Raw genomic sequence first — 23,120 nt, forward strand, 5'->3', positions numbered from 1 at the left:
TGGACGTCCTAGGCCTGCTGCTTCTTGCGGAAGCGCAGGCGGATGGGCGTACCCTCGAGGTTGAAGTTCTCGCGCAGGCGGTTCTCGAGGAAGCGCTTGAAGTTCTCATCGATGAGCTCGGGGAAGTTGCAGAAGAACGTCAGGGCCGGCGGGCAGTTGCCCGTCTGGTTGGCGTACTGGATGCGCAGGCGCTTGGCTCCCTTCGTGACCGTGTGGCCGCTCTCGCGCATGGAGGCCAAGAGGTTGTTGAGGGCGTTCGTGGAGATCTTGCCCGCGTGCGCCGCGCCCACGCGGTCCACGACGGCCCAGACCTTGTCGAGCGAGCGGCCCGTGAGTGCGGAGACGCGGATGACGGGCGCCCAGGGGGCAAACGTCATGCGGCGCGCAACGCTCATCATGACGTCCTCGCGCTTCTCGTCGGTACGCACGAGGTCCCACTTGTTGAGCAGGATGACGAGCGCGCAACCGCGCTCGATCGCAAGGCCTGCGACCTTCTGGTCCTGCTCGGTGACGCCCTCGGAGGCGTCCACGACGAGCAGGCACACGTCCGCCTCGTCGATGGCGCGAAGGCCCCTGACGAGGCTGTAGTACTCGACGTCCTCGTGCACGAGGTTGCGCTTGCGCATGCCTGCGGTGTCGACGAGTCGGTAGCGCTTGCCCTCGCGCTCCACGACCACGTCGAGCGCGTCACGCGTGGTGCCGGCGACGTCGCTCACGATGGAGCGGTTCTTGCCGGCAAAGCGGTTGGTGATGGAGGACTTGCCCACGTTCGGGCGGCCGATGATTGCCACACGCAGGGCGTCCTCGGGATACTCGGGCTCCTCGGCCTGCTCGGGCAGGGCCGCCACGACCTCGTCGAGCAGGTCTCCCGTGCCGTGTCCGTGAACGGCCGAGATGGGCCTGGGCTCGCCGAGTCCCAGGGAGTAGAAGTCCCACAGGGTCTTCTCGTCAGAGGGATTGTCAAGCTTGTTGGCCACGAGGAAGACCGGCTTGCCCGCGCGGCGCAGGATGCGGGCGACCGTCTCGTCCTCGTCCGTGACGCCCGTGGTTGCGTCGACGACGAAGACGATGACGTCGGCCTCGACGCGGGCGGCCTCGGCCTGCTCGCGGATGCGGCCGGAGAAGGCGTCGTCGGAGCGGCCGGTCTCGATGCCGCCCGTGTCAACGAGCGTGAAGTCCACGCCGTTCCAGTCGGCGTCATGGTAGCTGCGGTCGCGCGTGACGCCGCGGCTCTCATGGACGATGGCTTCCTTCTTCTGGGCTATGCGGTTCACCAGGGTCGACTTGCCGACGTTGGGTCGGCCGACGATGGCGACGATGGGCTTGGACATGCTTGCTCCTTGCTCGGTTGTACCTAAACGCAGAATCTTAGCATGCGAGATGCGGGCGTTTCTGCTCGGCCTTGGCTACGAAGAGGAAGCACAGAGGCTCTCTATGCGACTGACGAGCTCGTCGATCTGGGCCGTGGGCGTGCTCGCGCCCGCGGTGACGCCGATGCTCGAGGCACCCTCGAACCAGCTGGCACTGAGCTCGTCGCACGTCTCGATGTGGTGAGTCTTGGCGCACGACGACAGGCAGATCTTTGCGAGTCGCGTGGTGTTGGCGGAGTTCCTGCCACCGATCACCACCATGACGTCGGAGGCGGCGGCAAGCTTGCGCGCGGCCTGCTGTCGCTCGCTCGTTGCCTCGCAGATGGTGTTGACCACGCATACCTCCGACACGCGGGAGGTGAGCTCGCTGATGACGGCGTCAAGCGTCGTCTTGGCCTGGGTCGTCTGCACGACGACGCCCACGCGTCGGCCAAGCTCGAGGCCATCGAGCTGCTCCACGCCCGCGACTGCCTGCGCCCCGGGTGCGTGGCCGAGAATCGCTTCGACCTCGGGGTGCCCCGCCTCGCCCACGACGAGCACCTGATAGCCCAGCTCCTGGAGCCGCTCGGCGGCGTGGTGGACGCGTTTGACGTAGGGGCAGGTCGCGTCGACCACGTCAAGGCCGAAATCGCGGGCGGCCTGCTCCACCTGCGGAACGACGCCATGGGTGCGCAGCACGAGCGTGGAGCCTGCCTGTGTGGGCACATCGTCCACCACGGTGACGCCCTGGCTCGCCAGGCCCTCGACCACCTGGGGGTTATGGATGAGCGGGCCCAGCGTGTGGACGGGGCCTGTGGCCTGCTGGGCCACCTTTTGCACGAGCTCGAGCGCACGCTGGACGCCATAGCAGGCGCCGGCGTGGTCGGCCACGGTGATGGTTGGCATCTCTTGCATACCTCCTATGGCGTAGCGATGCGATCCGCTACCAGAGACCGGGATAGTCGTGGCGAAGCTCGTCTCTCAGAGCATAGACGCGCTCCATGGCCACACGCTCCATCTCGGCGAGCTTCTCCTTGCGGTTCGTGCCGTCAAGCTCGGTAAACGAGATGGGCCTGCCGCAACGGATCCGCGGCTTGCGGCGATGTGTGGGACGGGTCTTGTAGGGATCGGCGGCGCCAACGACGGCGGTGGGCGTGACGTCGCTCTTCCCCATCTGCGCAATCATGGCAAAGCCGCCGTGGACCTTGATGGGCTGGTCGTCGTTCTTGATGCGCGTCCCCTCGGGATAGATAAGCACGCACTCGCCGCGGCCGAGGGCGTCCCTGGCGGCCTTGAGTGCCTTGAGGTCTGCGGATCCCCTGTCAACCGGGATGCCGCCCATGCGGCGGAACAGCCACTTGGCGGGGCCGATCTTCTCGAACTCCACCTTGTAGATGGGCCGCACGCGCACGTGGCGGCGCCACAGCCCGACGATGAACACGACCGGCTCGACCATGGACGTGTGGTTCATGACGATGACCGTGCCGCGCTCGCGCACGTGGTCGACGAGCTCGTCGAGTCTCTCGAACCTTGTGGGCCACACGATGCTCGAGAACAGCCACAGCACAAAGGCGACGAAGTTGTAGACGAGCCGAGCGGGAAGGGGATAGTCGTCTATGCCGTTGCGAATGAAGTCATATCCGCCCTTGCCGCGCTCGCCCTTGGGCTTCTGTCGTGTCTGCGTCATGCGCGCGCCCCCGCGATGAGCTCGCTGATGGCGTCGCACACCTCGTCTACCGTGAGGTCAGTCGAGTCGATGCGCACGGCGTCCTCGGCTGGCTTGAGCGGGGCCGTCTCGCGCGTGGAGTCGGCCTTGTCGCGGGCGATGAGCTCGGCCTCGATTTTCGCCTGTTCCTCGGCGTTGGCGGTTGCGTTGGCGTCTGTGGCGGTGTCGCCGCCGTGACGTTGCACGGCGCGGCGGCGCGCTCGGGCCGATGCGTCGGCAGACAGGAACACCTTGACCTCGGCCGCGGGGAACACGACGGTGCCGATGTCACGGCCCTCGGCGACGACGTCTGCGCTCTCGGCGGCCTTGCGCTGCAGCGCCACCATGGCCTCGCGCACAGCCGGCACCGCGGCGACGGCAGAGACGTTCGCGTCCACCTCAGGCGTGCGGATGGCGCGCGTGCGGTCCTGGCCGTCGACGGTGACGGTGGGGCCGTCTGCGCCGTTGTCCAAGACGATGTCGATGGCATGAGCCAGCTCGGAGACCGCCTGGGCGTCTGCGACGTCTATCCCACGCGTGAGCGCCGCATCGGTCACGGCGCGATACATAGCGCCCGTATCGAGGTAGGTGAGCCCCTCACGGGCCGCCATGGCCCTGGCGACGGTAGACTTGCCGGACCCGGCGGGCCCGTCGATGGCAACGATCATGTGCTTGTCCTTTCCCGGATGGCGGCGCAGCCGCCTAGTTGCTCGAGAGGTCGTCCGTGGGCTCGGAGAACGCAGCGCTCACGGAGTCGTGCGGAACGAAGTTGGCGTCAGCCCTGCGGTGTAGCTCCTCGGGCGTGAGGCCTGCCGTCTGAAGCGCGAGCCTGCGACCGTTGGTGACGAACACCTGCGAGGAGACGTTGGGGATCACGCGATCCCAGAACAGCTCGACCGGCTCGTGGTAGACGGCGGCGAAAACGGCGCGCGAGAATCCCCCGTGCGTGACGCAGGCCGTCTTTCCGGGCAGCTTGGCCACGTAGTCCACGAAGTGACCGGCGCGCCCGATGAGCTGCTCGAACGTCTCGGCGCCCGGCGCCGCGACGGAGCGACCGTCCACGATCTGCCACGGGAAGGAGAGCCCCTGCTGCTCGAGCGCCGCCTTCTCGACGCCCTCGAGCGGACCGAAGTCGAGCTCGATGAGGCGCTCGTCCACGATGACGTCCTGGCCGAGCGCCGCTGCCGCCTCGTCTGCGATGGCTCGGCAGCGCCGAAGCGGCGAGCACAGGATGCGGTCTGGCTGCCACGCCGCGAGGGCAGCGGCGGCGCGGTGCGCCTGGGAGACGCCCGCCTCGGAGAGCTCCACGTCGATGTGGCCGGACAGAAGACCCGTGTCGTTGAAGACCGTCCTGGGGTGCCTCATGAACAGCACGCGCCCATATTCACCCATCGCTAGCTCTCCCCTCTCGCTGCGCCTCGTAGCGCTTCTCGCTCGGCGTCTGTGAGCATACGCCACTGGCCCGGCCCCACGCCAGAGAGTGCGAGCGGGCCAAACGTGTCGCGGTGAAGTGCGATGACCTCGTGGCCAACGGCCGAGAGCATGCGCTTTACCTGATGCTTCCTTCCCTCATGGATCGTGAGGCCCACGAGGGACGCGCCGTCGCCGCCTGTCCACGCGAGCGTGGTCGCCCTCGGGTCGCCTCGCTCGATGAACTCCACCTTGGCAGGCGCGCAGGGGCCGTCATCGAGCGTGATGCCTCGCTCGAGCGCCCTTCTCTCCTCGCGTCCGATCACGCCCTCGACAAGCGCCACATAGTGCTTGTCCTTCTCGTAGGAGGGGTGCAGCAGCCGCTGCGCGGCCTCGCCGTCGGTCGTGAAGAGCAGAAGGCCCGTCGTGTCACGGTCGAGCCTGCCCACGGGAAAGAGCCCCGGGTAGCGATCGGACGGCACGAGCTCGGCCACGCAGGGGCGCCCGCCCGGGTCTCGCATCGTGGTTACGTAGCCGGCGGGCTTGTTGAGCATGAGGTAGACCGAGCCGTCCGCGAGCCTCACCTCGCGCCCGTCCACCGTGACCGTGTCCACGCGAGGGTCCACCTTGCTGCCGAGCTCGGTGACCACCTGCCCGTTGACGCGCACGCGCCCTGCCGTCATGAGGTTCTCGGAGCCGCGCCTGCTCGCCACGCCCGCGCGGGCGAGGAACTTCTGCACGCGCATGGGGACGAGGCGCTCCTCGCCTGTCTGATCGCTACTCATCGCTGGCCTCGCCCGCGTCCTCGAGCAGCTCGCGCTCCTCGTCCACGTCGGCCGCGGCCTCCTCGAGCGTTGACTCGATGGAGCGGCCCGAGAGACGCTCGCGTATGAACTTGCGTGACTCCTCGTCTGGGGCAAACTGCTCGAGGTCAGGAAGCTCGCGAAGGCTCTTGAGGCCAAATCGCTCGAGGAACGCCTGCGTGGTGGCATAGCGGATGGCCTGGGCCCGCTGCGGGTCTCGCCCGGCCTCGCGCACGAGGCCCTTGTCCACGAGCGAGGAGATTACGCCGTCGGAGTTGACGCCGCGGATGGCCTTGACGCCCTCGCGCGTCACCGGCTGGTGGTAGGCGATGACGGCGAGCGTCTCGAGCGCCGCCTGCGAGAGGCGCCTCGTGTCCCAGCTCATGACGAGCGCCTCCACCTGGTCGTGGAAGGCCGGGTGCGTGAACAGCCGCCAGCCGCCGGCGACCTCCCGCAGCTGGATGCCACGGTTGGCGTCCGAGTACTCGGCGGCGAGGTCGGCGAGCGCCGACGAGACCTCGCCTGGTGCCACGCCGAGGACGGCGGCGAGGCTGGTTGCGCTCACGGGGTCCGAGGACGCGAGCAGCATTGCCTCGAGCGCTCCCTTGACCGATCCTGCGCCGAGCTTTTCGAGCTCCCGCATCAGTACTCTCCCTCCAGCTCGGCCAGCGCCGCGGCGTCCACCTCGTAGGCGGGCGCGCCCTCGACGCGGTCAATCTCTATCGTCCCGAAGTTATCCTGCTGCGCGAGCGTCACGCTGCCAAGCTTGTAGAGATGCAGAATCGCGAGAAACGTCACGACCACCTGCTCGGGCGTGGACTCACCGTCGAGCAGGGCCTCGAAGGTCGTGTGCGGGTTTGCCATCGTCACGCGGTCGACGGAGGCCACGGTGAGAGCCACGGGCAGGCGCTTGGGCGCGATGTGCTCCGCCTCGAGCAGAAAGCCCTCGCGCCTGCTGTCAAGGTCCGCGCAGATGACGGCGAGCCCGCGCAGCGTGATGCCCTCGAGGTAGTCGGGCATGGTATTGAGAAACTCCGGATCTGGGCCGGCGGTCCTGGGGTGCATGCGGGCCTGTGCCTCCATGCGGCTCCCAAGCGCGGCGGCGGCGTTTCTGAACTGCTTGTAGGCGATGAGCCTGGCGATGAGCACCTCACGCGCCTCGTCCGCGGAGAGGTCGGCGAACTCGTCCTCGTCCTGCTGGTCCTCGTGGCGCGTGGGCTCGTCGTCCGGGACGAGCGAGGCGGCCTTGATGTCTAGCAGCGTGGAGGCAACGAGGACAAAGTCGCTCGCCACGTCAAGGTCGAGCTCACCCATGCGCTCGACCTCCGCGAGGTACTGGTCTGCGACCTCAGAGATGGATATGGCGCCGATGTCGACGCGCTGGCGGCTCACGAGCTGCAGGAGAAGGTCGAACGGTCCCGAGTAAGCCTGGGTTTGCACGCGGTAGCTCACGCGATCACATCCCAAGAAGCAGATCGTAGAGGTTGCCCGCAAAGAAGTCGAGGTAGGCTCCGAGCGGGTCGATGCCAAGCCTCGGCAGCAGGTAGAGCACCGCGATGAGGATGGGCATGGCGTAGCGCTGCACCTCGTAGTAGCGCGTGAGTGCATCGCCCTTGAGGAAGTAGCAGACGACCTTCGATCCGTCGAGCGGCGGCAGGGGGATGAGGTTGAAGAACGCCAGCATGAGGTTGACCCACACGTAGGTGGAGAGCGCCGTGAGCAGCCATTGCATGCCCGTCAGCCCAAGCACGACGGGGCCGGAGAAGTAGAGCTCGTTGCTGGCCTCTACGAGAGCCCACGCACCATTGAAGCACAGGGCGCCCACGACGGCCTGGAGCAGGTTCGAAGCGGGCCCGGCGAGCGCCACGAGCACCTCGTCGCGCCTCCTGTTCTTGAGTCGGTAGGGGTTGTAGGGAACGGGCTTGGCGTACGAGAACACGAAGCCGCCCGCGATGGCCATGATGATGGGCAGCACGACGGAACCAAACGGGTCGAGGTGCCTGGCGGGGTTCAGGGTTAGCCTGCCGGCCTCCTTGGCCGTGTCGTCCCCGCACAGGTGGGCCACGTAGCCATGGGCGACCTCGTGGATTATGGCGGCGACGAGCAGAAGCGCCACGGTGAGCACGATCCGTGCGATATTTTCGAGCGAGTACACGTCGCCTCCCGTCTGGTCTAGAGCCCCTGCGATGTGCGAGAGGCGCGTCCGAGTATCCAGTCTAGGAGAAGCAGCGCCGCGGCGCAGAGCAGAAAGTCACCCCGGACGGCGCCGCCGGCCCCGGTGCCAAGCACGAGAAGTCCCCTGACGCATGTGGGCTCGAGTCCCTGCACGGCGAGCGTGAGCTCAATCTGCGCCGCCCTGAGCTCGGGCAGCGGCACCAGCAGGAAGGCCGCGGCGGCAACAAGCAAAGCCGCGGCCACGCGCAGGCAGACATCGACCGCACGCAGGACGCCGCTGCGTGCGCTAGGCATTCTGCTTTGCCTCCTCAAGCTTCTCGGAGAGCTCGAGCCACTCCTCCTCGAGGGCGGGGATCTTCTTCTTGAGCGCGTTGTACTCGGCAAGTGCGGCGTCGAACTTCTTGGCGTCTGCGTAGAGCTCCTCGGAGGCCATGAGCTCCATGAGCTCGTCATAGCGCGCACGTGCCGGCTCTAGGGCGTCCTCGACCTCCTTGAGGCGCTTCTTCGTGGAGCGCAGGGCCTTGTTGAGCGCGTTTCTGGCCTCGGCCTCCGCTCTGCGCTGCTCCTTGGTCTTGACGTTGCGGCCACCCGTGTCTTGGCCCGAGACGGGCTTTTCGGCCTGCTTGGAGCCCGTTGTCCGGGCAGCGGGAGCCTGCTGCTCCTGCGCGGTCGCCTCGAGCTCGGCTCGCTTGTAGAGGTAGTAGTCGTAGTCGCCGTCATAGATGGTCACGCGGCCGTCTCGGACGTCGACGACCTTGTTCGCCACGGCGCGAACGAGGTGCTCGTCGTGGCTGATGAGCATGATCGTGCCCTTGAAGTCCACGAGAGCGCGCTCGAGCACGTCGACGGAGTCGATGTCGAGGTGGTTCGTGGGCTCGTCCAGGCACAGCAGCGGGTCGGGCGCCACAAGCATCTTCGCAAGCGCGAGGCGGGCACGCTCGCCTCCGGAGAGAACGCCCACGCGCTTCTCGACGTCGTCTCCGGAGAAGAGGAACGCGCCGAGCAGACGACGCTCCTCGGAGCTCGTCCAGCCAGGGGCCGCCTTGTCCATCTCGCCCATGACGGTGTTGGACTCGTTGAGCGTCTCGAGCTGGTGCTGCGCGTAGTAGGCGCTCGTGACGTTCTGACCGAGCTCGACCGTGCCCGCGTCGGGCTTCTCGAAGCCGAGCGCGAGCTTCATGAGCGTGGACTTGCCCGCGCCGTTGGGACCTACGAGCGCCACGTGGTCGCCACGGTAGAACGTTGCGTTGGCGTCTGCGTAGACGAGGTTGTCGCCGAAGGCCTTGCGGATGTGCTCGAGCGAGACCACCATGTCGCCCGTGCGCGGGGGCTCGGGGAACTGGAAGCTCACCTTGCGCGAGGACTCGGGCAGGATGACGAGCTCGCTCTTGATCTGCTCGATGCGCTTCATGCGCTCCTGCGCCTGTGCGGCCTTCGTGGGCTTATAGCGGAACTTGTCGACGAAGACCTGCATATGGGCGATCTCTCGCTCCTGCGCGGCTCGCTTGGCCCGCAGCTGCTCGAGGTTGTCCTCGCGCTGGCGCAGGTAGGCGGAGTAGTTTCCGGTGTAGGTGGTGAGCCGGCGGTTCTCGAGGGCCGCCACGTGGGAGACGCAGGCGTCCATGAAGGCGCGGTCGTGGCTCACGAGCAGCACGGCACCGTCGTAGCCAGAGAGGAACTGTTCGAGCCACTGGACGCTCTCGAGGTCCAGGTGGTTCGTGGGCTCGTCGAGCAGCAACAGGTCAGGGTGGCGAAGCAGCAGCTTGGACAGGGCGATGCGCATCTGCCAGCCACCGGAGAAGTCCTCGGCGGGTTTGTCGAGGTCCTCGACGGGAAACCCGAGGCCACACAGGATGGCGCGGGCGCGGCTGTCGAGCTCGTAGCCGCCCAGGCGCTCGAAGCGGTCCTGGGCGTGGCCGTACTCCTCGAGAAGGGCGTTGAGCTCATCGCCCTCAGGCGTGTTGGCAATCTGGGCCTCGAGCTCGGAGATGCGCTCGCCGAGGCGGCGGATCTCCGTTGCAGAGGACTTGACCTCCTCGAGCGCGGTCTCGTGACCGGCCAGCTTTGCCTCCTGCTCGAGGTAGCCCACCGAGGTGCCCTTCTGAAAGCTCACGGTTCCCTCGTCTGGGGTCTCCACTCCCATGATGATCTTGAGAAGGGTCGTCTTGCCGGCGCCGTTAGGCCCAACGAGCGCCCAACGCTGGCCGGCGTTGAGCTGCAGCGTGGCGCCCTCGTAGAGGGTGCGTCCGCCAAAGGACTTGGATACCTTGTCTGCGAGAAGAATCAAGGGAGCTCCCTGGTTGTTTGCTTGCGATGCGCGTGAAGGGTGGGACATAAGCTGCGTCCCAGTTGGTCACAGCTTATGTCCCTGCTTATGTCCTAGTCCTGGCAGAGGTGGATGGCGAAGCCCGCAATCTGGCGCTTGAAGTAGACGAGCTTTGTGGAGCCATCGGGGTTGAGGGCGCGAGAGTCCTCGTTGATCTCGAAGCCACGGGCGGCGAACCACTTCTCGGCGGCGGCGATGTCATTGACGCCAAAGCCGATGTGGCCCTTCTCTCCCCTGCCACAACCGCTCATGACCTCTACGAGCGTGCCTGCGAAGACCGAGACGGGCGTGACGTTGGGCTCAAGCCCCATGAGGGCCTGGAAGAGGTCGGCGACCTGCTGGGCCTCCTCGGGGCTGGCGGCGTTGATGCCCACGTGGGCGACGTGCAGCCCAAAGGCCTTGACGGGGTTCTCGATCTGCTCGCTCATGGCTCTCTCCTCGGTTGAGGCCGTTACGTAACAAAAAAGGCCGGAACGAATGTCCCGGCCTTCTCGATTATGGTGGAGATAAGGGGGTTCGAACCCCTGACCTCGTGACTGCCAGTCACGCGCTCTCCCAACTGAGCTATATCCCCGAAGTGGTGGGCGATGCTGGATTCGAACCAGCGACCCCATCCGTGTGAAGGATGTGCTCTACCCCTGAGCCAATCGCCCACTTCGAGCTGCCGTCGTGCGCAGCGAGTTGTACTCTACCATAGGATTTTGCCGATGCGCAAGAAGAATTTTAAAAGAAGTTTCGACGAGTTCGTCTAGCTGGTATTTTAGCGCAATGCTCAGCGTGAGATATGCCTTTGGATCATTTGATTCGTGGGCAATTGAAACCTCGCGAATCCAAGAAGTAGAGACGAAGCTCACCGAATGATGTTTGTGTCTCGCCCAATGAAATCTAATCTTGAACGGGGATGCCCCCGCTCTCACCTTCTACGCTTCCTTGAGCTTGCTGGCGCTGAACAAACCAGCTCCGCAAAGAGCGAGGTCCACCACGGCGCAGAATGTCTCGCCCGCCGCGGGCGCCAGGCCACCGAGGAGCAAGAAGACGAACAGGACGAGCGCGGCGCCCGCAACGATCACGCCAATGCGACAGAGCCCCATGAACGTGTCAAGCTTTCCAGAGCCGCTGAGTGCCGTCTTTCCGTATCTCCCGGCGACGATGAGATAAACCCCCACGCACATGATCACGAGCGACGAGGCAAGCCCGTACATAACGTATCGAGCGCCAGAGGCAAGCGGCAGCGATATGAGCGTCGCGATGCCATACAGCACTCGAAGCGCGCCCCAGACGAGCATGATGGTTGCGTAGCCTGATGTGGCCCTGAACCTTGAGCGTGCGGCATCAGAGAGGGACTCGAGCCTCACCGGCTCCTCATCGATCGCCTCCGCCACGAAGCTCTTCTGCGGGGCACCTTGGTCTATCCCCCTGCTTGCCCTACGTACCTCGAGTGCGAGAGAGCCCGTGAGCACCAGGGAGACCGAACCCGTAATTATCGAAACGGAATCGCCCTGAACCACACTCGTGAGCAGGTCGATGACGCAGAGGGCAAACATGATGCGTCCGAGGATGATGGCCCTTGTCAGGCGTACGTGTTCCCGCTGGAACGTGAGTGCCGAGACGGCAAACGAGATGCCGGCAAGCGTGACGAGCGCAAGGATTGCCCAAGAGCCGCCAATGAAGAGCCATGCCGAGACGTCAAAGCCCATGAGCGATACCGTCTGCGGCAACTGACCTTGAACGGAGTAGATGCCCGCGTAGGCAAGCGTCGTGAACATCAGGATCACGAGAATCGCAAGCTTGGAGATGCAATGCCAGACGAGATAGCCAACCCCAAGTGGCTTGAGACTGCGCGTTGCGACCGCCTGCTCGTCTGCCATGTCTCTCCCCTGCCGTCGATCTGTACATAACCATGGTTCCCATTCTATCCAACGAAATCGCGAGAAGTTTCGAGTCATGGGACCGTTGCTGACAATTAATGCCGACGGCGGCAAGAACGCGCATCTAATTTCTGCTGAAGAGATCCTCCTTGCATAAATATGCTCAAATCGAGGCGTTATTAGTTCAAAAAATTATGCAGGTCAGAGGATACACACCCTCTGACCTGCGTAAACGTTGGTGGGCCCAGTAGGATTCGAACCTACAACCCAGGGATTATGAGTCCCCTGCGCTAACCGTTGCGCCATAGGCCCTCTGATATGAAAAAAGGCGGAGACAATGTGCCTCCGCCTTGTCATATGTGGTGGAGATAAGGGGGTTCGAACCCCTGACCTCGTGACTGCCAGTCACGCGCTCTCCCAACTGAGCTATATCCCCGTGCGCAAGTGCATTGATAACTATACGGAAATCTGAGGTTGATGCAAGTCCCAATTTCGCGAATTTGCACGAGCTAACAAAAAAGGTGGCAACCGAAGCTGCCACCCATCACTTCTGGTGGAGATAAGGGGGTTCGAACCCCTGACCTCGTGACTGCCAGTCACGCGCTCTCCCAACTGAGCTATATCCCCGAATCAACGAAACACATAGTACCAAAAGCGCGTAGCGGCACAAGCCAGAAAGCTAAAAAAGATTGAGCTATCCAACTGGTCGTTAGTCGCGCAGCGCCGTCACAAACTTCTCGAGCCTGTCGAGTCCCGTCTCCAGGTCATCGTCTGACACGCAATAGCTCAGGCGCACGAAGCCCTCGGCCCCAAAGCACGTTCCCGGCACAAGCGCCACGCCCGCCTCGCGAATCGCGCGCTCACAGAACTCCTCGGAACCCATTCCGAGGTGCGAGATGCTAGGGAACGCGTAGAAGGCACCGGACGGCTCCTCAACAGGCAGGCCCATCTCCCCGAGCCTGCTCACGACGAGGCCCCTCCTGCGTCGATACGTCTCCCTCATGGGCTCAACGTCGCACCCAAGCGCCACGACAGCGGCGTCCTGCACGAACGCGGGCACGCTCGAGACGAGGTACTGGTGCATCTTCTCGATCTGGGCCTTGAGCTCCCTCGGAGCGGCAAGCCAACCCAGCCTCCAGCCCGTCATGGCCCAGGGCTTTGAGAACGAGTCGACGACGACCGTCCTGTCCGCAAGGCCATGGAACTCGCGGTCTGCACGCTCGTCTTTGGCAAGCCTCTCCTGCTCGTGCTGGGCGAGAACGGCGAAGCGTTCATAGCCCTCGTCATACGCAAGGCGGTTGTAGACGTCGTCGCAGATCACGTAGATGCCGCTCTGGAACTGGGCCAGCCCCACGGCCTCGAGCGTCTCATGGCTGTACACGCAGCCCGTGGGGTTGTTCGGAGAGGTGATGACGATGGCCTTCGTGCGCTCGGTCAGCGCGTTGCCTATGTCTGTCGGGCTGATCTGGAACCCTCGTTTACTCGTGTCGATGGGCACCACAACCCCGTGCGAGGCACGCACTATCGACTCGTAGAGCCCGAACGCAGGCGTGGGAACGATGACCTCGTCGCCCGGGTCAAGAATCGCCATGAGCGTGGCTGCGAGCGCCTCTGTTGCGCCGCACGTCACGATGAGCTCGTCGGGAGCATAGGAGAGCCCATGACGGGCCATATAGCCCGAGATGGCCTCAAGTAGCTCGGGACGCCCGTTGTTGGGCGGGTAGTGCGTGAGCCCACGAGCAAGCGAATCGCTCACGGCGGCACGTACGGGCTCGGGCGTGTCGAACTCCGGCTCGCCGAGCGTGAGCTTCACGCAACCCGGCGTCTGGTTTGCAAGGGCCGTGAACCGGCGGATCCCGCTCGTCGCGAGACCCGCCAGGTCACTGTTGGTTCTGCGTCCCACGTTGACCGAGCCCGCCTAGGCGCGCGCGGCGCGGATGAGACCGGCGACCTTCTCGGCCACCTCGTCGATCGAAACCTCGACGCGCTCGCCCGTGGCACGATCCTTGAGCTCGCAGCAACCGTTCTTGACGGCTCGCTTGCCAAAGACGAGCTGGTAGGGGAAGCCCATGAGGTCGTTGTCTGCGAACTTGACACCCGGGCGCTCCTTGCGGTCATCGATGACGACCTCGATACCAGCCTGGGAGAGCTCGTCTGCAACCTTCTGGGCCGCGGGCCACACGAGCTCGTCGTTCACGTCCAGAGGCACGATGGAGACCTCATAGGGAGCCACGGAGACGGGCCAGACGATGCCGTTCTCGTCGTTGTGCTGCTCCACGACGGCAGCGAGCGTGCGGGAGACGCCAACGCCGTAGCAGCCCATGATGAGCGGCTTGTCCTTGCCGTCCTCGTCCATGAACGTGGCGCCCATGGCCTCGGAGTACTTGGTGCCCAGCTGGAAGACCTGGGAGACCTCGATGCCGCGCGCCGCCGAGAGGGGCTTGCCGCAGTGCGGGCAGGGGTCGCCGGCGACGACGGTCACGATGTCGGCCCACTCGTCGGCCGTGAAGTCTCGGCCAGGCTCGACGCCGATGAAGTGGTAGCCGTCGACGTTGGCGCCGCAGCCCCAGCTGTGGACGTCCTCGAGCGTGGCGTCACAGACGATGCGGATGCCCTCCGGAAGGTTGACCGGTCCGATGGAGCCCTTGGGAAGGCCGAAGCCCTCGAGCTCCTCGTCGGTCATCATGCGGTAGCCCTCGCCAAAGACGTGCTCGGCCTTGCAGTCGTTGAGCTCGTGGTCACCGGGGACGAGCGCCAGGACCGGGTTGCCCTCGGCGTCGATGATGCACAGGGACTTGACGGTGGCGTTCTCGGGGACGTCGAGGAACTTGGCGAGGTCCTCGATCGAGTGGACGCCCGGGGTCTCGATCTTGGTGAGCACGCCGTTGCCGGGGCCGTCGAGGACGGGAACCTTCGTGGTGGCCGCCTCGTCGTCTGCCGCAAAGCCGCAGCAGTCACAGTAGACGAGGCTTGCCTCGCCGGCGTCGGCGAGCGCCATGAACTCGACGGATGTGTCTCCGCCGATCTGGCCGGTGTCAGCCACGACGGGCAGGGCCTTGAGGCCGCAGCGCACGCAGATGTTGGCGTAGGCCGCCTTCATCTTGTCGTACTCCTCCTGCAGGCTCTCCTGCGTGGCGGAGAAGCTGTAGCCGTCCTTCATGATGAACTCGCGGCCGCGCATGAGGCCGTAGCGGGGGCGAAACTCGTCGCGGAACTTGTCCTGGATGTGGTAGAGGTTCACGGGGAGCTGCTTGTAGCTGCGAAGCTCGTTGCGCACGAGCGCCGTGACGGTCTCCTCGTGCGTGGGGCCCAGGACGAACTCGCGCTCGTGGCGGTCGTGGAAGCGGATGAGCTCCTTGCCGTAGGCGTCGATGCGGCCGCTCTGGCGCCAGAGGTCGGCGTCGACCATGATGGGCATCATGAGCTCCTGGGCGCCCGCGTTGTCCATCTCGTCTCGAACGATGTTCTCGATCTTCATGATGGAGCGCCAGGCCAGCGGCAGGTAGGTGTAGAGGCCGGCCGCCTCCTTGCGAATCATGCCGGCGCGAAGCAGCAGGCGGTGGCTCGCGAGCTCGGCCTCGGTCGGGTCCTCCTTGAGCGTGGGTGCGTACAGGCGGCTCATCTTCATCGGCTTCATTAGTATCCCTCCATGTCGAGCGGCCCCAGTCCAGGGGCCGCATCAGTTTCAACCGTGCCATTTTAGCGCGAAAGCGCCAGCCCCACAGAAGCCGGCGCCCAGGCTTAGTGCCTCACTCGAAGCGCTCGTGGATCTCCTCGAACAGCTCGTCGACGATACGCTCCTCGGGAACCTTGCGCAGCGTCTCCCCGCCAGCGATGAGAAGGCCCGTTCCCCTGCCGCAGGCGACGCCGATGTCTGCCCCGCGGGCCTCGCCGGGGCCGTTGACGACGCATCCCATGACGGCCACCGAGATGGGGGCGCTCACCGTCTGGAGGCGACGCTCCACCTCGTTGGCGATCTCGATGAGGTTCACCTGGCAGCGCCCGCAGGTGGGACAGCTCACGAGCTCGGGCGTGCGGCGGCGCATGCCAAGCGACTGCAGCAGCTCCCAGGCAACGGGCACCTCCTCCTGGGGAGGGGCCGTGAGAGACAAGCGCATCGTGTCGCCAATGCCCTCAGAGAGCAGCACGGAAAGCGCGCTCACGTTCTTGACGGTTCCCTGGCGAACCGTGCCTGCCTCGGTAACGCCAAGGTGCAGCGGCACGTGAGGCAGAACGCGTGAGAGCTCGCGGTTCGTGAGGATGGTCGAGGGCACGTCGTGGACCTTGGCAGACAGCACGATGTCCGAGAAGCCGCGCTCCTCGAAGTGGCGCACGAACGAGACGGCGCTCTGCACGAGCTTCTGGGGCTGCGTGAGGTCATCGCGCGCGTCAATGTCCTTGTCGAGGGAGCCCGCGTTCACGCCGATTCGAATGGGGATACCGGCCTCCCCCGCCGCGTCGATGACGGCGTCCACGCGGTCGAAGGAACCGATGTTGCCCGGGTTGATGCGAAGGCCGGACGCCCCGCGCCTCGCCGCCTCGATGGCGAGCTTGTGATCGAAGTGGATGTCGGCAACTACGGGGATGGGAGACCCGGCGCAGGTTTCGGCAAAGCCGTCCAGGGCGTCTGCGTGGGGAATGGCCACCCGGACGATCTCACACCCAAGCTGGGCAAGCTCGCCAATCTGGGCGAGCGTCGAGACGGGGTCGGTCGTCTTGGTGGTGCACATGGACTGGACGGACACGGGAGCTCCGCCGCCCACGGCAACCTTGCCCACATGAACCTGATGGGTGAGTTCGCGCGGGAGTGCAGAGGTGCCCGCGCTTGTTCTGAGGTCGATCATGGTTCGCTAGCCTCCAATGACGAATCGCACGATGTCCTGGCGAAGCACCACAAAGAACAGCAGCAGGGCCAGGGCGAGGCCGAGGTAGGACAGGTACCCCTGGACACGCATGGGCACGTCTCTTTTGATCACAAGCTGGACGAGCTCGATGAGAAGCTTTCCGCCATCGAGGGGCGGTATGGGGATGAGGTTCATGATGCCGAGCGAAAGCGAGATGGCGGCCATGAGGAACAGGAAGCTCTCTGCGCCAGACGCGGCTGCCTCGGAGGCCATGACCGAGATGCCGACGACCGACGTTGACTGCGAGACCACCTCCGCCGTGTGAGCGGGCTGGAAGAGCTGAGCCACGTAGCCTAAGGTTGCCGTGAGGTAGTTCCACGCAAGGGAGAGCGACTGGACCGGACTTGGGTGGATTCGCTCGATGGTTGCCGTCACACCGAGCTTACCGTCGCCATCCACGGAAGCGGGATCTACCGTGAGCGCGAGTGACTGTCCCGCACGCTGAACCTCGAGCACAAATGGCTCACCGGACGAAATGGCATCGCGAACCATCTGGCCCATGGAGTCCCAGTCCTCGCAGGGCTGCCCCGCAACGCTCGTGACCGCGTTCCCAGCCTCGAGGCCGCTCGCCTGCGCAAGCGACCCCTCGGCGACGGCACCGATGACGGTTGAGTTGCTTGCGACGTCGATGCCGCAGGCTGACAGGACGCCGGCGATGAGGGCAATACCGAGAACGACGTTGACGACAGGTCCCGCAAGCAGCGTGATCACACGCGCGAGAAAGCCCTTCCCTTGGTACGTGTGGGCGCGCTCAAGTGCTAGGAGCCCCTCGGCGCCGCCCCCAGGAAGCGCGTGGGGCTCCCCAGCCAACGTGGAGCCATCGAGCGAGAAGTCGTGTCCGGAGTCGAACGCGGTGAGCAGGTTGGCGTCACGCTCGACGGTCTGGACGCAACGAGGCCACTCCTTTTGGCTTGGCCTCTCCCCCGCCGCTTCGTCGTAGTAGGGCTCAACGGATGCCCAGTCCACCAGAATGGAGAGCTGCTCGCACACCTGCTCCTCGCTAAAGCCAAGCTCTGAGGCGATGTCAGCAATGGCAACGCGTCCATGGCGAGCCACGCATTCCAGGATTTGGGCTGCTAGCGGGCTTGCCTGGCCTTCCATGCCACAGATGCGGTTGTACCCGCCGAGCAGGACGGGCGTGACGCCCACCTCGGTTCCGTGGTCTGCGCTCTTGTGAGAGATGCGCCAGCGACACGGCATGCCGAGGAAGAATTCGGTCACACGCATGCCGAACGCACGCGCCGCCAGATAATGGCCCGCCTCGTGAACGAAGACGAGCGACGAGAGCAGGATGACGCCCCAAAAGATGGCAGAGAGCGCACCCATGACCGCGCTCACGAAAGCCTCTCGAGAAGCTCGCGGGCCTGGGCGCGCGCCAGCGAGTCCACCTCGGCCACCTGTCCGAGCGAGGTGAGCGGCTCGACGTTCGTTACGTCCATGACGCCCTCGACGATGGCGTCAACGTCAGTAAATCCGCAACGACCGGCTCGGAACGCCTCGTTGGCAACTTCGTTCGCAGCGTTCATCGCACAGGGCAGCGTGCCGCCGGTCCTGCCTGCGCAAAGCGCGAGGTCGAGACAGCGGAAGGCGTCTGTGTCGGGCGCCGCAAATGTGAGAGGCTCGGAGGTGCGCCAGTCAACGTGGGTTGCGGGAGACTCCCAACGCTCGGGATAGCTGAGCGCATACTGGATTGCCACGCGCATGTCGGAGGGTCCCAGCTGCGCCTTCACGGAGCCGTCCGCAAACTCAACGGCGGAGTGAATCTTGCTCTGGCGGTGCACGAGGACCTCGACGTCGTCGATGGGCACGTCGAAGAGGTGGTGTGCCTCGATGACCTCAAGGCCCTTGTTCATGAGCGTGGCGCAGTCGATCGTGATCTTTGCGCCCATCTTCCACGTGGGATGCGCCAGGGCATCCGCGGCCGTGACGTCTGCGAGCTCGGCTCGGCTGCGGCCAAAGAATGGGCCTCCGGAGCACGTGATCCAGATCTTTCTCACGTCATGCCTGCGCTCGCCAACGAGGCACTGGTAGATGGCGTTGTGCTCGGAGTCAACGGGCAGGACGCGCCCGGGCTTTGCCATCGGCATGAGGATGTCGCCGCCGATGACGAGGGCCTCCTTGTTGGCCGGTGCCCAGATCTTTCCGGCACGAAGCGCCTCGTGGCTTGCCCAGATACCGGCCTCGCCCACGACGGCAACGAGAACGCAGTCCACGTCGGGAAGGCTGGCAAGCCTCGTGACGGCGTCCCGTCCAAAGCCAAGCTTGCAACCCTCGGGAAGCTCGTCGAGAATGGGGTCGTTCCTGCGAGACTCGTCGGCCACGGCAACGTGCGCGGCGCCGAACTCGCGGGCGGCGTCGACAAGGCCCCTGCAGGAGCTGTTGACCGCAAGGGCCGTGAGCCTAAGCTTGTCTGGGTGCATGCGGACGACGTCGAGCGTCTGCATGCCGATGGAGCCCGTACAGCCAAGGAGCGCCACACGCAGCGGACGCTCCCTGGTCATGGGGCTCGAGATGTCCTCGAAGATGTTCACAGAATTCCTCCGTAGTGGAGCACGAAGTAGGCCGTCATGCAGGCAAAGAGCATGGAGTCAGACCGATCGAGCAGACCACCATGGCCCGGCATGAAGTTGCCCGAGTCCTTGACGCCCACGCTGCGTTTGAGACGGCTCTCGAACAGGTCGCCTATGACGCCGGCACATCCGCACAGAAGGCCGGCGAGCAGGGCGAGCGGAAGCTCGATGCCCCTCACACCTAGAGCCCACACGATGGTCCAGACGATGCATGACCCAAACAGGCCGCCGACGAGTCCCTCCCAGCTCTTGTTGGGAGAGATTCGCGGGGCAAGCTTGTGCTTGCCAAGCTTGGAACCCACGAGATAGGCAAAGGCGTCGTTCACCCAGACCGACCCCATGACGCCGAGCGTGAGCAGGGCTCCGTCATATCCCGGGTCACACGAGCGGATCGTGACGACCGAGGAGAACAGAAGTCCCGTGTAGACGGCGCCGAACAGCGTGATGGAGGCGTCCGAGATGCTGGCCCTGGGGGTAAGCACGTACCACGTCCCGCACGCAAGCATGAGCAGCAACGTAATGCCCGTCTCGGCCTCGGGGCGGGCAAGCGCGGCCAGCGGATAGAGCACGGTGGCAAAAAGGCCCACGAACTCGTTGGGCATGCGGCCCGCCAAGCGAGACATCCTGAAGAACTCCGAGCCGCACAGCCAGGCCATCGCTGCCACGAGCACCGTGGTCGGAATCTTTCCCAGGAACAGGCAGGCGAAGATGCACAGCGCATAGACGAGGCCCGACGTCGTTCTCGTGAGGAGCTTCTCGGTCCAGTTGCGGGCCTTTTGGCTCTTGAGGCCGCCGACGACGCGCTCCCCCTCGTGGGCTTTGCGCCGGCGCTCGAGGGACTCGGAGGCCGAGTCGAGGGTCTTGGGCACGCCAGCGCCCTCGTGCCTGGGGTGACTCACTTGGCGCTCACCCCACCGAAGCGACGGTCACGCGTCTGGAACGAGCGGATGGCCCTGAGAAGCTCCCAGCGATCGAAGTCAGGCCAGAGCGTGTCGGTGATGTAGAACTCGCTGTACGCGAGCTGCCAGAGCAGGTAGTTGGAGAGGCGCAGCTCGCCAGACGTGCGGATGAGCAGCTCTGGGTCTGGCAAGTCTGCCGTGTAGAGGTGCCTGGCGACGCAGTCCTGGTCAATCTCGTCCGCAGCGAGCGTACCCGCGGCAACCTCCTGAGAGATGAGGCGTGCGGCACGGGCAAGCTCGGCCCGCGCCCCATAGTTCACCGCGAGCGCGAGCGTCATGCCCGTGTGACCGGCCGTCTCGGACAGGCCCTCTTCGAAGACCTCACGGGTCTTCTGGGGTAGGGCCTCGATGTCGCCGAGAAACTCGAGACGAACGTTCTCCTGGTGAAACAGCGGCAGCTCCTTCACGAGCGTGGTCGCAAAGAGGTGCATCAGCAGGTCGACCTCGTGCTGGGGACGCTTCCAGTTCTCCGTGGAGAATGCATAGGCGCTCAGCACGTTTATGCCGAGGCGCACGCACGCGGTGATGGTCTCCCTCAGGCTCGAGATGCCCGCGATGTGACCCTGGCCGCGCTCCATTCCCTGGCGAGTGGCCCAGCGGCCGTTGCCGTCCATGATGACGGAAATGTGGCTTGGGAGCCTGTCGAGGTCGATGTCCTCTAGGCGCACGTCCTCGACAGGCTCCGCGAAGTACTTGATCAGCTCTTGTTCATCACGCTGCACGCAATACACCCGCTGTTCTAGATCTCCATGACCTCGGCCTCTTTGGCCTTGGTCGCCTCGTCAATCTTCTTGATGAACTCGTCGGTGAGCTTCTGGACCTTGGTCTGCTCGCGGCGCACGTCGTCCTCGGAGAGCTCCTCGTCACGCTCGAGCTTGCCATTGGCCTCGCGACGGACGTTACGCACGGCGACGCGGGCCTCCTCGGCGAGGGTGCGGCACTCCTTGGCGAGCTCCTTGCGACGCTCACCGGTGGGCTTGGGGAACGGCAGGCGGATGACCTGACCATCGTTGGACGGGGTGATGCCGAGGTCAGACTGCGAGATTGCCTTCTCGATGGCATTGAGGCTGGTCTTGTCCCAGGGCTCGACGACGAGCATGCTCGCCTCGGGAACCTTGACGCCGGCGAGCTGCGTCACGGGCGTTGACTGACCGTAGTAGTCGACCATGATGGAGTCGAGGACGTGCGGGTTGGCACGGCCCGTGCGAACCTTGCCAAAGTTGGTCTTGAGCGCCTCGAGGCACTTCTCCATGCGGTCACGGGCGGTATCGGTGATCTCGCTCATTAGTGGGTCTCCTCCCCAACGACGGTGGTGCCAACCGGCAGTCCCTTGAGCGCGTCTGCGAAGACGTGCGGCTGGTCGATGTTGAAAACGATCATGGACATGTTGTTGTCAGAGCACAGGGCCGTGGCAGTGGCATCCATGACCTTGAGGTCGCGCGTGAGGACCTCGCGGTACGTGATGGTGTCGAAGCGCTTGGCGTCCGGATTCTTCATCGGGTCCGCATCGTAGATGCCGTCAACCTTCGTGGCCTTCATGAGGCAGTCGGCGTCGATCTCGCAGGCACGGAGCGCTGCCGCGGTGTCAGTCGTGAAGTAGGGGTTGCCGGAACCGGCGGCGAAGATGGCGATGTAGCCCTTCTCGAGGTGCTTGATGGCACGACGACGGATGTAGGGCTCGGCGACCTCGTCCATCTTGATAGCGCTCATGACGCGGGCCGTCATGCCGTTGCGCTCGAAGCCGTCCTGGAGGGCAAGCGCGTTCATGACGGTGGCAAGCATGCCCATGTAGTCTGCCTGCGCGCGGTCCATGCCGCCGGCTGCACCGGCGACGCCACGGAAGATGTTGCCGCCGCCAACGACGACGCCGACCTCGATGCCGTCGTCGTGGATGACCTTGATCTCCTTGGCAAGATGATCGACGACCTTGGGGTCGATGCCGTAGCCGCCCTCCCCCATGAGGGCCTCACCGGAGAGCTTGAGCAGCACGCGCTTGTACTTATAGTCCGTCAAGGGATACTTCCCTTCCTCTTGGTTAGCCTATTCGTAAAGATACTAGCAGAGCGGCGCCGCGTGACGCCGATTTGAACGGTACGCGCATAAGAACGGGCCCGACATCGCCATGGATGCCGGGCCCGTGCGCCATGCTTATGCCAAAAGGGCTACTCGCCGAAGGTGAAGCGATCAAAGGCAATGACCTCGATGGTGTCGCCGAGCTCCTTGCCTACCTTCTCGGCGTACTGGCGGATGGTGATGTTGCCATCCTTGATGAAGGCCTGCTCGGAGAGGACGGACTCGCCGTAGAACTTGTTGAGGCGACCCTCGGCGATCTTGACCTGGATGGCCTCGGGCTTGCCGGACTCAGCGGCCTGGGCCTTGTAGATGCTCATCTCGTGCTCGACGATCTCGGCCGGGACGTCCTCGCGACGGGCGGAGATGGCGCCGGCGGCAGCGGCCTGCATGGCGACGTCGTGGGCGAACGTCTTGAAGGACTCGGCCTGGGCGGTCTCGGGCTTGGAGAACGTGAACTCGACGATGGTGCCGAGCTTGCCGTTGGCGTGGACGTAGGAGCCGAAGGCACCGTTCTCGACCTCGCGACGGGCGAAGCGGGCGATCTTCATGTTCTCGCCCATGGTGTGGATCATCTCGGTGAGGGCGGCGTCAACGGTCTCGTTCGTGGAGAACTCGGCGGCCTTGAGGGCGTCCACGTCGGCCGGGTTTGCCTTGGCGACGACGGCGGCGACGTTCTTGGCGAAGCCGGTGAACTTGGGGTTGCCGCCGACAAAGTCGGTCTCGCAGGTGACCTCGACGAGCGCGGCGACCTTGCCACACTCGGAGACGTACGCGGCGACGGTGCCCTCGTTCGTCTCACGGCCGGCCTTCTTGACGGCCTTGGCCATGCCCATCTTGCGAAGGACGTCGACGGCCTTCTCGATGTCGCCGTCAGCCTCGACGAGCGCCTTCTTGCACTCCATCATCGGGGAGTCGGTCATCTCGCGGAGCTGCTTGACGAGCGCGGCGGTGATCTGAGCCATGAGTGCCTCTCTCTCG

Annotated in this window: 23 protein-coding genes and 5 tRNA genes; all 28 read right to left on the reverse strand. The window is 64.9% G+C overall.

Annotated elements, in window-relative coordinates:
* Nucleotides 1-8 precede the first annotated feature (8 nt).
* Complete coding sequence (gene der, locus Pcatena_RS04045; protein ID WP_126421853.1) at nt 9-1,331, reverse strand: ribosome biogenesis GTPase Der; 1,323 nt, start codon at nt 1,329-1,331, stop codon at nt 9-11.
* A 75-nt stretch (nt 1,332-1,406) separates the two neighbouring features.
* Entirely contained in the window at nt 1,407-2,255 is an 849-nt protein-coding gene (ispH, locus tag Pcatena_RS04050) for a 4-hydroxy-3-methylbut-2-enyl diphosphate reductase (protein WP_126421855.1), read from the reverse strand.
* Between the two features lie 37 nt (nt 2,256-2,292).
* On the reverse strand, nt 2,293-3,036 hold the full coding sequence (locus Pcatena_RS04055; RefSeq protein ID WP_126421857.1) for a lysophospholipid acyltransferase family protein: 744 nt from the start codon (nt 3,034-3,036) through the stop codon (nt 2,293-2,295).
* Nucleotides 3,033-3,722 (reverse strand): (d)CMP kinase, encoded by a 690-nt coding sequence (gene cmk, locus Pcatena_RS04060; RefSeq protein WP_126421859.1) that lies wholly within the window; start codon nt 3,720-3,722, stop codon nt 3,033-3,035. Before cmk ends, Pcatena_RS04055 begins: the two co-directional genes overlap by 4 nt.
* A 34-nt stretch (nt 3,723-3,756) precedes the next feature.
* Nucleotides 3,757-4,446 carry a histidine phosphatase family protein gene (locus Pcatena_RS04065; protein ID WP_126421861.1) on the reverse strand — a complete coding sequence of 230 codons (690 nt, stop codon included), beginning with the start codon at nt 4,444-4,446 and terminating at the stop codon, nt 3,757-3,759.
* Nucleotides 4,447-4,448: 2 nt separating this feature from the next.
* Nucleotides 4,449-5,249, reverse strand: a complete 801-nt coding sequence (locus Pcatena_RS04070; RefSeq protein WP_126421864.1) for a pseudouridine synthase — start codon at nt 5,247-5,249, stop codon at nt 4,449-4,451.
* Nucleotides 5,242-5,910 (reverse strand): SMC-Scp complex subunit ScpB, encoded by a 669-nt coding sequence (gene scpB, locus Pcatena_RS04075; RefSeq protein WP_126421866.1) that lies wholly within the window; start codon nt 5,908-5,910, stop codon nt 5,242-5,244. Before scpB ends, Pcatena_RS04070 begins: the two co-directional genes overlap by 8 nt.
* Nucleotides 5,910-6,719 (reverse strand): segregation and condensation protein A, encoded by an 810-nt coding sequence (locus tag Pcatena_RS04080; protein ID WP_126421868.1) that lies wholly within the window; start codon nt 6,717-6,719, stop codon nt 5,910-5,912. The genes scpB and Pcatena_RS04080 overlap by 1 nt, the downstream gene beginning before the upstream one ends.
* Before the next feature lie 4 nt (nt 6,720-6,723).
* A complete protein-coding gene (locus Pcatena_RS04085; protein ID WP_126421870.1) occupies nt 6,724-7,422 on the reverse strand; it encodes a site-2 protease family protein in 699 nt (232 codons plus the stop codon).
* 17 nt (nt 7,423-7,439) lie between these two features.
* Nucleotides 7,440-7,736: a hypothetical protein gene (locus Pcatena_RS04090; protein ID WP_126421872.1), complete on the reverse strand. Its 297-nt coding sequence runs from the start codon at nt 7,734-7,736 to the stop codon at nt 7,440-7,442.
* Nucleotides 7,729-9,729, reverse strand: a complete 2,001-nt coding sequence (locus tag Pcatena_RS04095; protein ID WP_126421874.1) for an ABC-F family ATP-binding cassette domain-containing protein — start codon at nt 9,727-9,729, stop codon at nt 7,729-7,731. The genes Pcatena_RS04090 and Pcatena_RS04095 overlap by 8 nt, the downstream gene beginning before the upstream one ends.
* 92 nt (nt 9,730-9,821) lie before the next feature.
* Nucleotides 9,822-10,196 carry a VOC family protein gene (locus Pcatena_RS04100; RefSeq protein ID WP_126421876.1) on the reverse strand — a complete coding sequence of 125 codons (375 nt, stop codon included), beginning with the start codon at nt 10,194-10,196 and terminating at the stop codon, nt 9,822-9,824.
* A gap of 70 nt (nt 10,197-10,266) precedes the next feature.
* A tRNA-Ala gene (locus Pcatena_RS04105) sits at nt 10,267-10,342 on the reverse strand.
* Between the two features lie 4 nt (nt 10,343-10,346).
* Nucleotides 10,347-10,421, reverse strand: a tRNA-Val gene (locus tag Pcatena_RS04110).
* A 267-nt stretch (nt 10,422-10,688) separates the two neighbouring features.
* On the reverse strand, nt 10,689-11,636 hold the full coding sequence (locus tag Pcatena_RS04115) for a hypothetical protein (RefSeq protein WP_126421878.1): 948 nt from the start codon (nt 11,634-11,636) through the stop codon (nt 10,689-10,691).
* A 236-nt stretch (nt 11,637-11,872) separates the two neighbouring features.
* Nucleotides 11,873-11,948 (reverse strand) — tRNA-Ile (locus tag Pcatena_RS04120).
* 48 nt (nt 11,949-11,996) lie between these two features.
* Nucleotides 11,997-12,072, reverse strand: a tRNA-Ala gene (locus Pcatena_RS04125).
* Between the two features lie 115 nt (nt 12,073-12,187).
* A tRNA-Ala gene (locus tag Pcatena_RS04130) sits at nt 12,188-12,263 on the reverse strand.
* Nucleotides 12,264-12,345: 82 nt separating this feature from the next.
* A complete protein-coding gene (locus Pcatena_RS04135; RefSeq protein ID WP_126421880.1) occupies nt 12,346-13,539 on the reverse strand; it encodes a pyridoxal phosphate-dependent aminotransferase in 1,194 nt (397 codons plus the stop codon).
* 15 nt (nt 13,540-13,554) lie between these two features.
* The gene (locus tag Pcatena_RS04140; RefSeq protein ID WP_126423407.1) at nt 13,555-15,264 is read right to left on the reverse strand and encodes a proline--tRNA ligase; all 1,710 of its coding nucleotides are present in this window, start codon (nt 15,262-15,264) and stop codon (nt 13,555-13,557) included.
* Between the two features lie 121 nt (nt 15,265-15,385).
* Nucleotides 15,386-16,480, reverse strand: a complete 1,095-nt coding sequence (ispG, locus tag Pcatena_RS04145) for a flavodoxin-dependent (E)-4-hydroxy-3-methylbut-2-enyl-diphosphate synthase (RefSeq protein WP_126421882.1) — start codon at nt 16,478-16,480, stop codon at nt 15,386-15,388.
* Between the two features lie 6 nt (nt 16,481-16,486).
* Entirely contained in the window at nt 16,487-17,878 is a 1,392-nt protein-coding gene (locus tag Pcatena_RS04150; protein WP_126421884.1) for a M50 family metallopeptidase, read from the reverse strand.
* Entirely contained in the window at nt 17,875-19,071 is a 1,197-nt protein-coding gene (gene dxr / locus Pcatena_RS04155; protein ID WP_232619821.1) for a 1-deoxy-D-xylulose-5-phosphate reductoisomerase, read from the reverse strand. The genes Pcatena_RS04150 and dxr overlap by 4 nt, the downstream gene beginning before the upstream one ends.
* The gene (locus tag Pcatena_RS04160) at nt 19,068-19,979 is read right to left on the reverse strand and encodes a phosphatidate cytidylyltransferase (RefSeq protein ID WP_232619822.1); all 912 of its coding nucleotides are present in this window, start codon (nt 19,977-19,979) and stop codon (nt 19,068-19,070) included. The genes dxr and Pcatena_RS04160 overlap by 4 nt, the downstream gene beginning before the upstream one ends.
* A gap of 26 nt (nt 19,980-20,005) precedes the next feature.
* Nucleotides 20,006-20,791, reverse strand: a complete 786-nt coding sequence (locus tag Pcatena_RS04165) for an isoprenyl transferase (RefSeq protein ID WP_126421888.1) — start codon at nt 20,789-20,791, stop codon at nt 20,006-20,008.
* Nucleotides 20,792-20,808: 17 nt separating this feature from the next.
* On the reverse strand, nt 20,809-21,354 hold the full coding sequence (frr, locus tag Pcatena_RS04170; protein WP_126421890.1) for a ribosome recycling factor: 546 nt from the start codon (nt 21,352-21,354) through the stop codon (nt 20,809-20,811).
* On the reverse strand, nt 21,354-22,082 hold the full coding sequence (gene pyrH / locus Pcatena_RS04175) for a UMP kinase (protein WP_126421892.1): 729 nt from the start codon (nt 22,080-22,082) through the stop codon (nt 21,354-21,356). Before pyrH ends, frr begins: the two co-directional genes overlap by 1 nt.
* Before the next feature lie 149 nt (nt 22,083-22,231).
* On the reverse strand, nt 22,232-23,104 hold the full coding sequence (gene tsf / locus Pcatena_RS04180; protein ID WP_126421895.1) for a translation elongation factor Ts: 873 nt from the start codon (nt 23,102-23,104) through the stop codon (nt 22,232-22,234).
* Nucleotides 23,105-23,120 lie beyond the last annotated feature (16 nt).

The sequence above is a fragment of the Parolsenella catena genome (assembly GCF_003966955.1).
GTDB lineage: Bacteria > Actinomycetota > Coriobacteriia > Coriobacteriales > Atopobiaceae > Parolsenella > Parolsenella catena.

Coding starts and splice junctions, on each gene's coding strand:
- ispH (WP_126421855.1), bottom strand. CDS start 2,255: ATGCCAACCATCACCGTGGCCGACCACGCCGGCGCCTGCTATGGCGTC.
- Pcatena_RS04140 (WP_126423407.1), bottom strand. CDS start 15,264: ATGAAGATGAGCCGCCTGTACGCACCCACGCTCAAGGAGGACCCGACC.
- ispG (WP_126421882.1), bottom strand. CDS start 16,480: ATGATCGACCTCAGAACAAGCGCGGGCACCTCTGCACTCCCGCGCGAA.
- frr (WP_126421890.1), bottom strand. CDS start 21,354: ATGAGCGAGATCACCGATACCGCCCGTGACCGCATGGAGAAGTGCCTC.
- Pcatena_RS04090 (WP_126421872.1), bottom strand. CDS start 7,736: ATGCCTAGCGCACGCAGCGGCGTCCTGCGTGCGGTCGATGTCTGCCTG.
- scpB (WP_126421866.1), bottom strand. CDS start 5,910: ATGCGGGAGCTCGAAAAGCTCGGCGCAGGATCGGTCAAGGGAGCGCTC.
- Pcatena_RS04100 (WP_126421876.1), bottom strand. CDS start 10,196: ATGAGCGAGCAGATCGAGAACCCCGTCAAGGCCTTTGGGCTGCACGTC.
- Pcatena_RS04115 (WP_126421878.1), bottom strand. CDS start 11,636: ATGGCAGACGAGCAGGCGGTCGCAACGCGCAGTCTCAAGCCACTTGGG.
- der (WP_126421853.1), bottom strand. CDS start 1,331: ATGTCCAAGCCCATCGTCGCCATCGTCGGCCGACCCAACGTCGGCAAG.
- cmk (WP_126421859.1), bottom strand. CDS start 3,722: ATGATCGTTGCCATCGACGGGCCCGCCGGGTCCGGCAAGTCTACCGTC.
- tsf (WP_126421895.1), bottom strand. CDS start 23,104: ATGGCTCAGATCACCGCCGCGCTCGTCAAGCAGCTCCGCGAGATGACC.
- Pcatena_RS04065 (WP_126421861.1), bottom strand. CDS start 4,446: ATGGGTGAATATGGGCGCGTGCTGTTCATGAGGCACCCCAGGACGGTC.
- Pcatena_RS04070 (WP_126421864.1), bottom strand. CDS start 5,249: ATGAGTAGCGATCAGACAGGCGAGGAGCGCCTCGTCCCCATGCGCGTG.
- Pcatena_RS04055 (WP_126421857.1), bottom strand. CDS start 3,036: ATGACGCAGACACGACAGAAGCCCAAGGGCGAGCGCGGCAAGGGCGGA.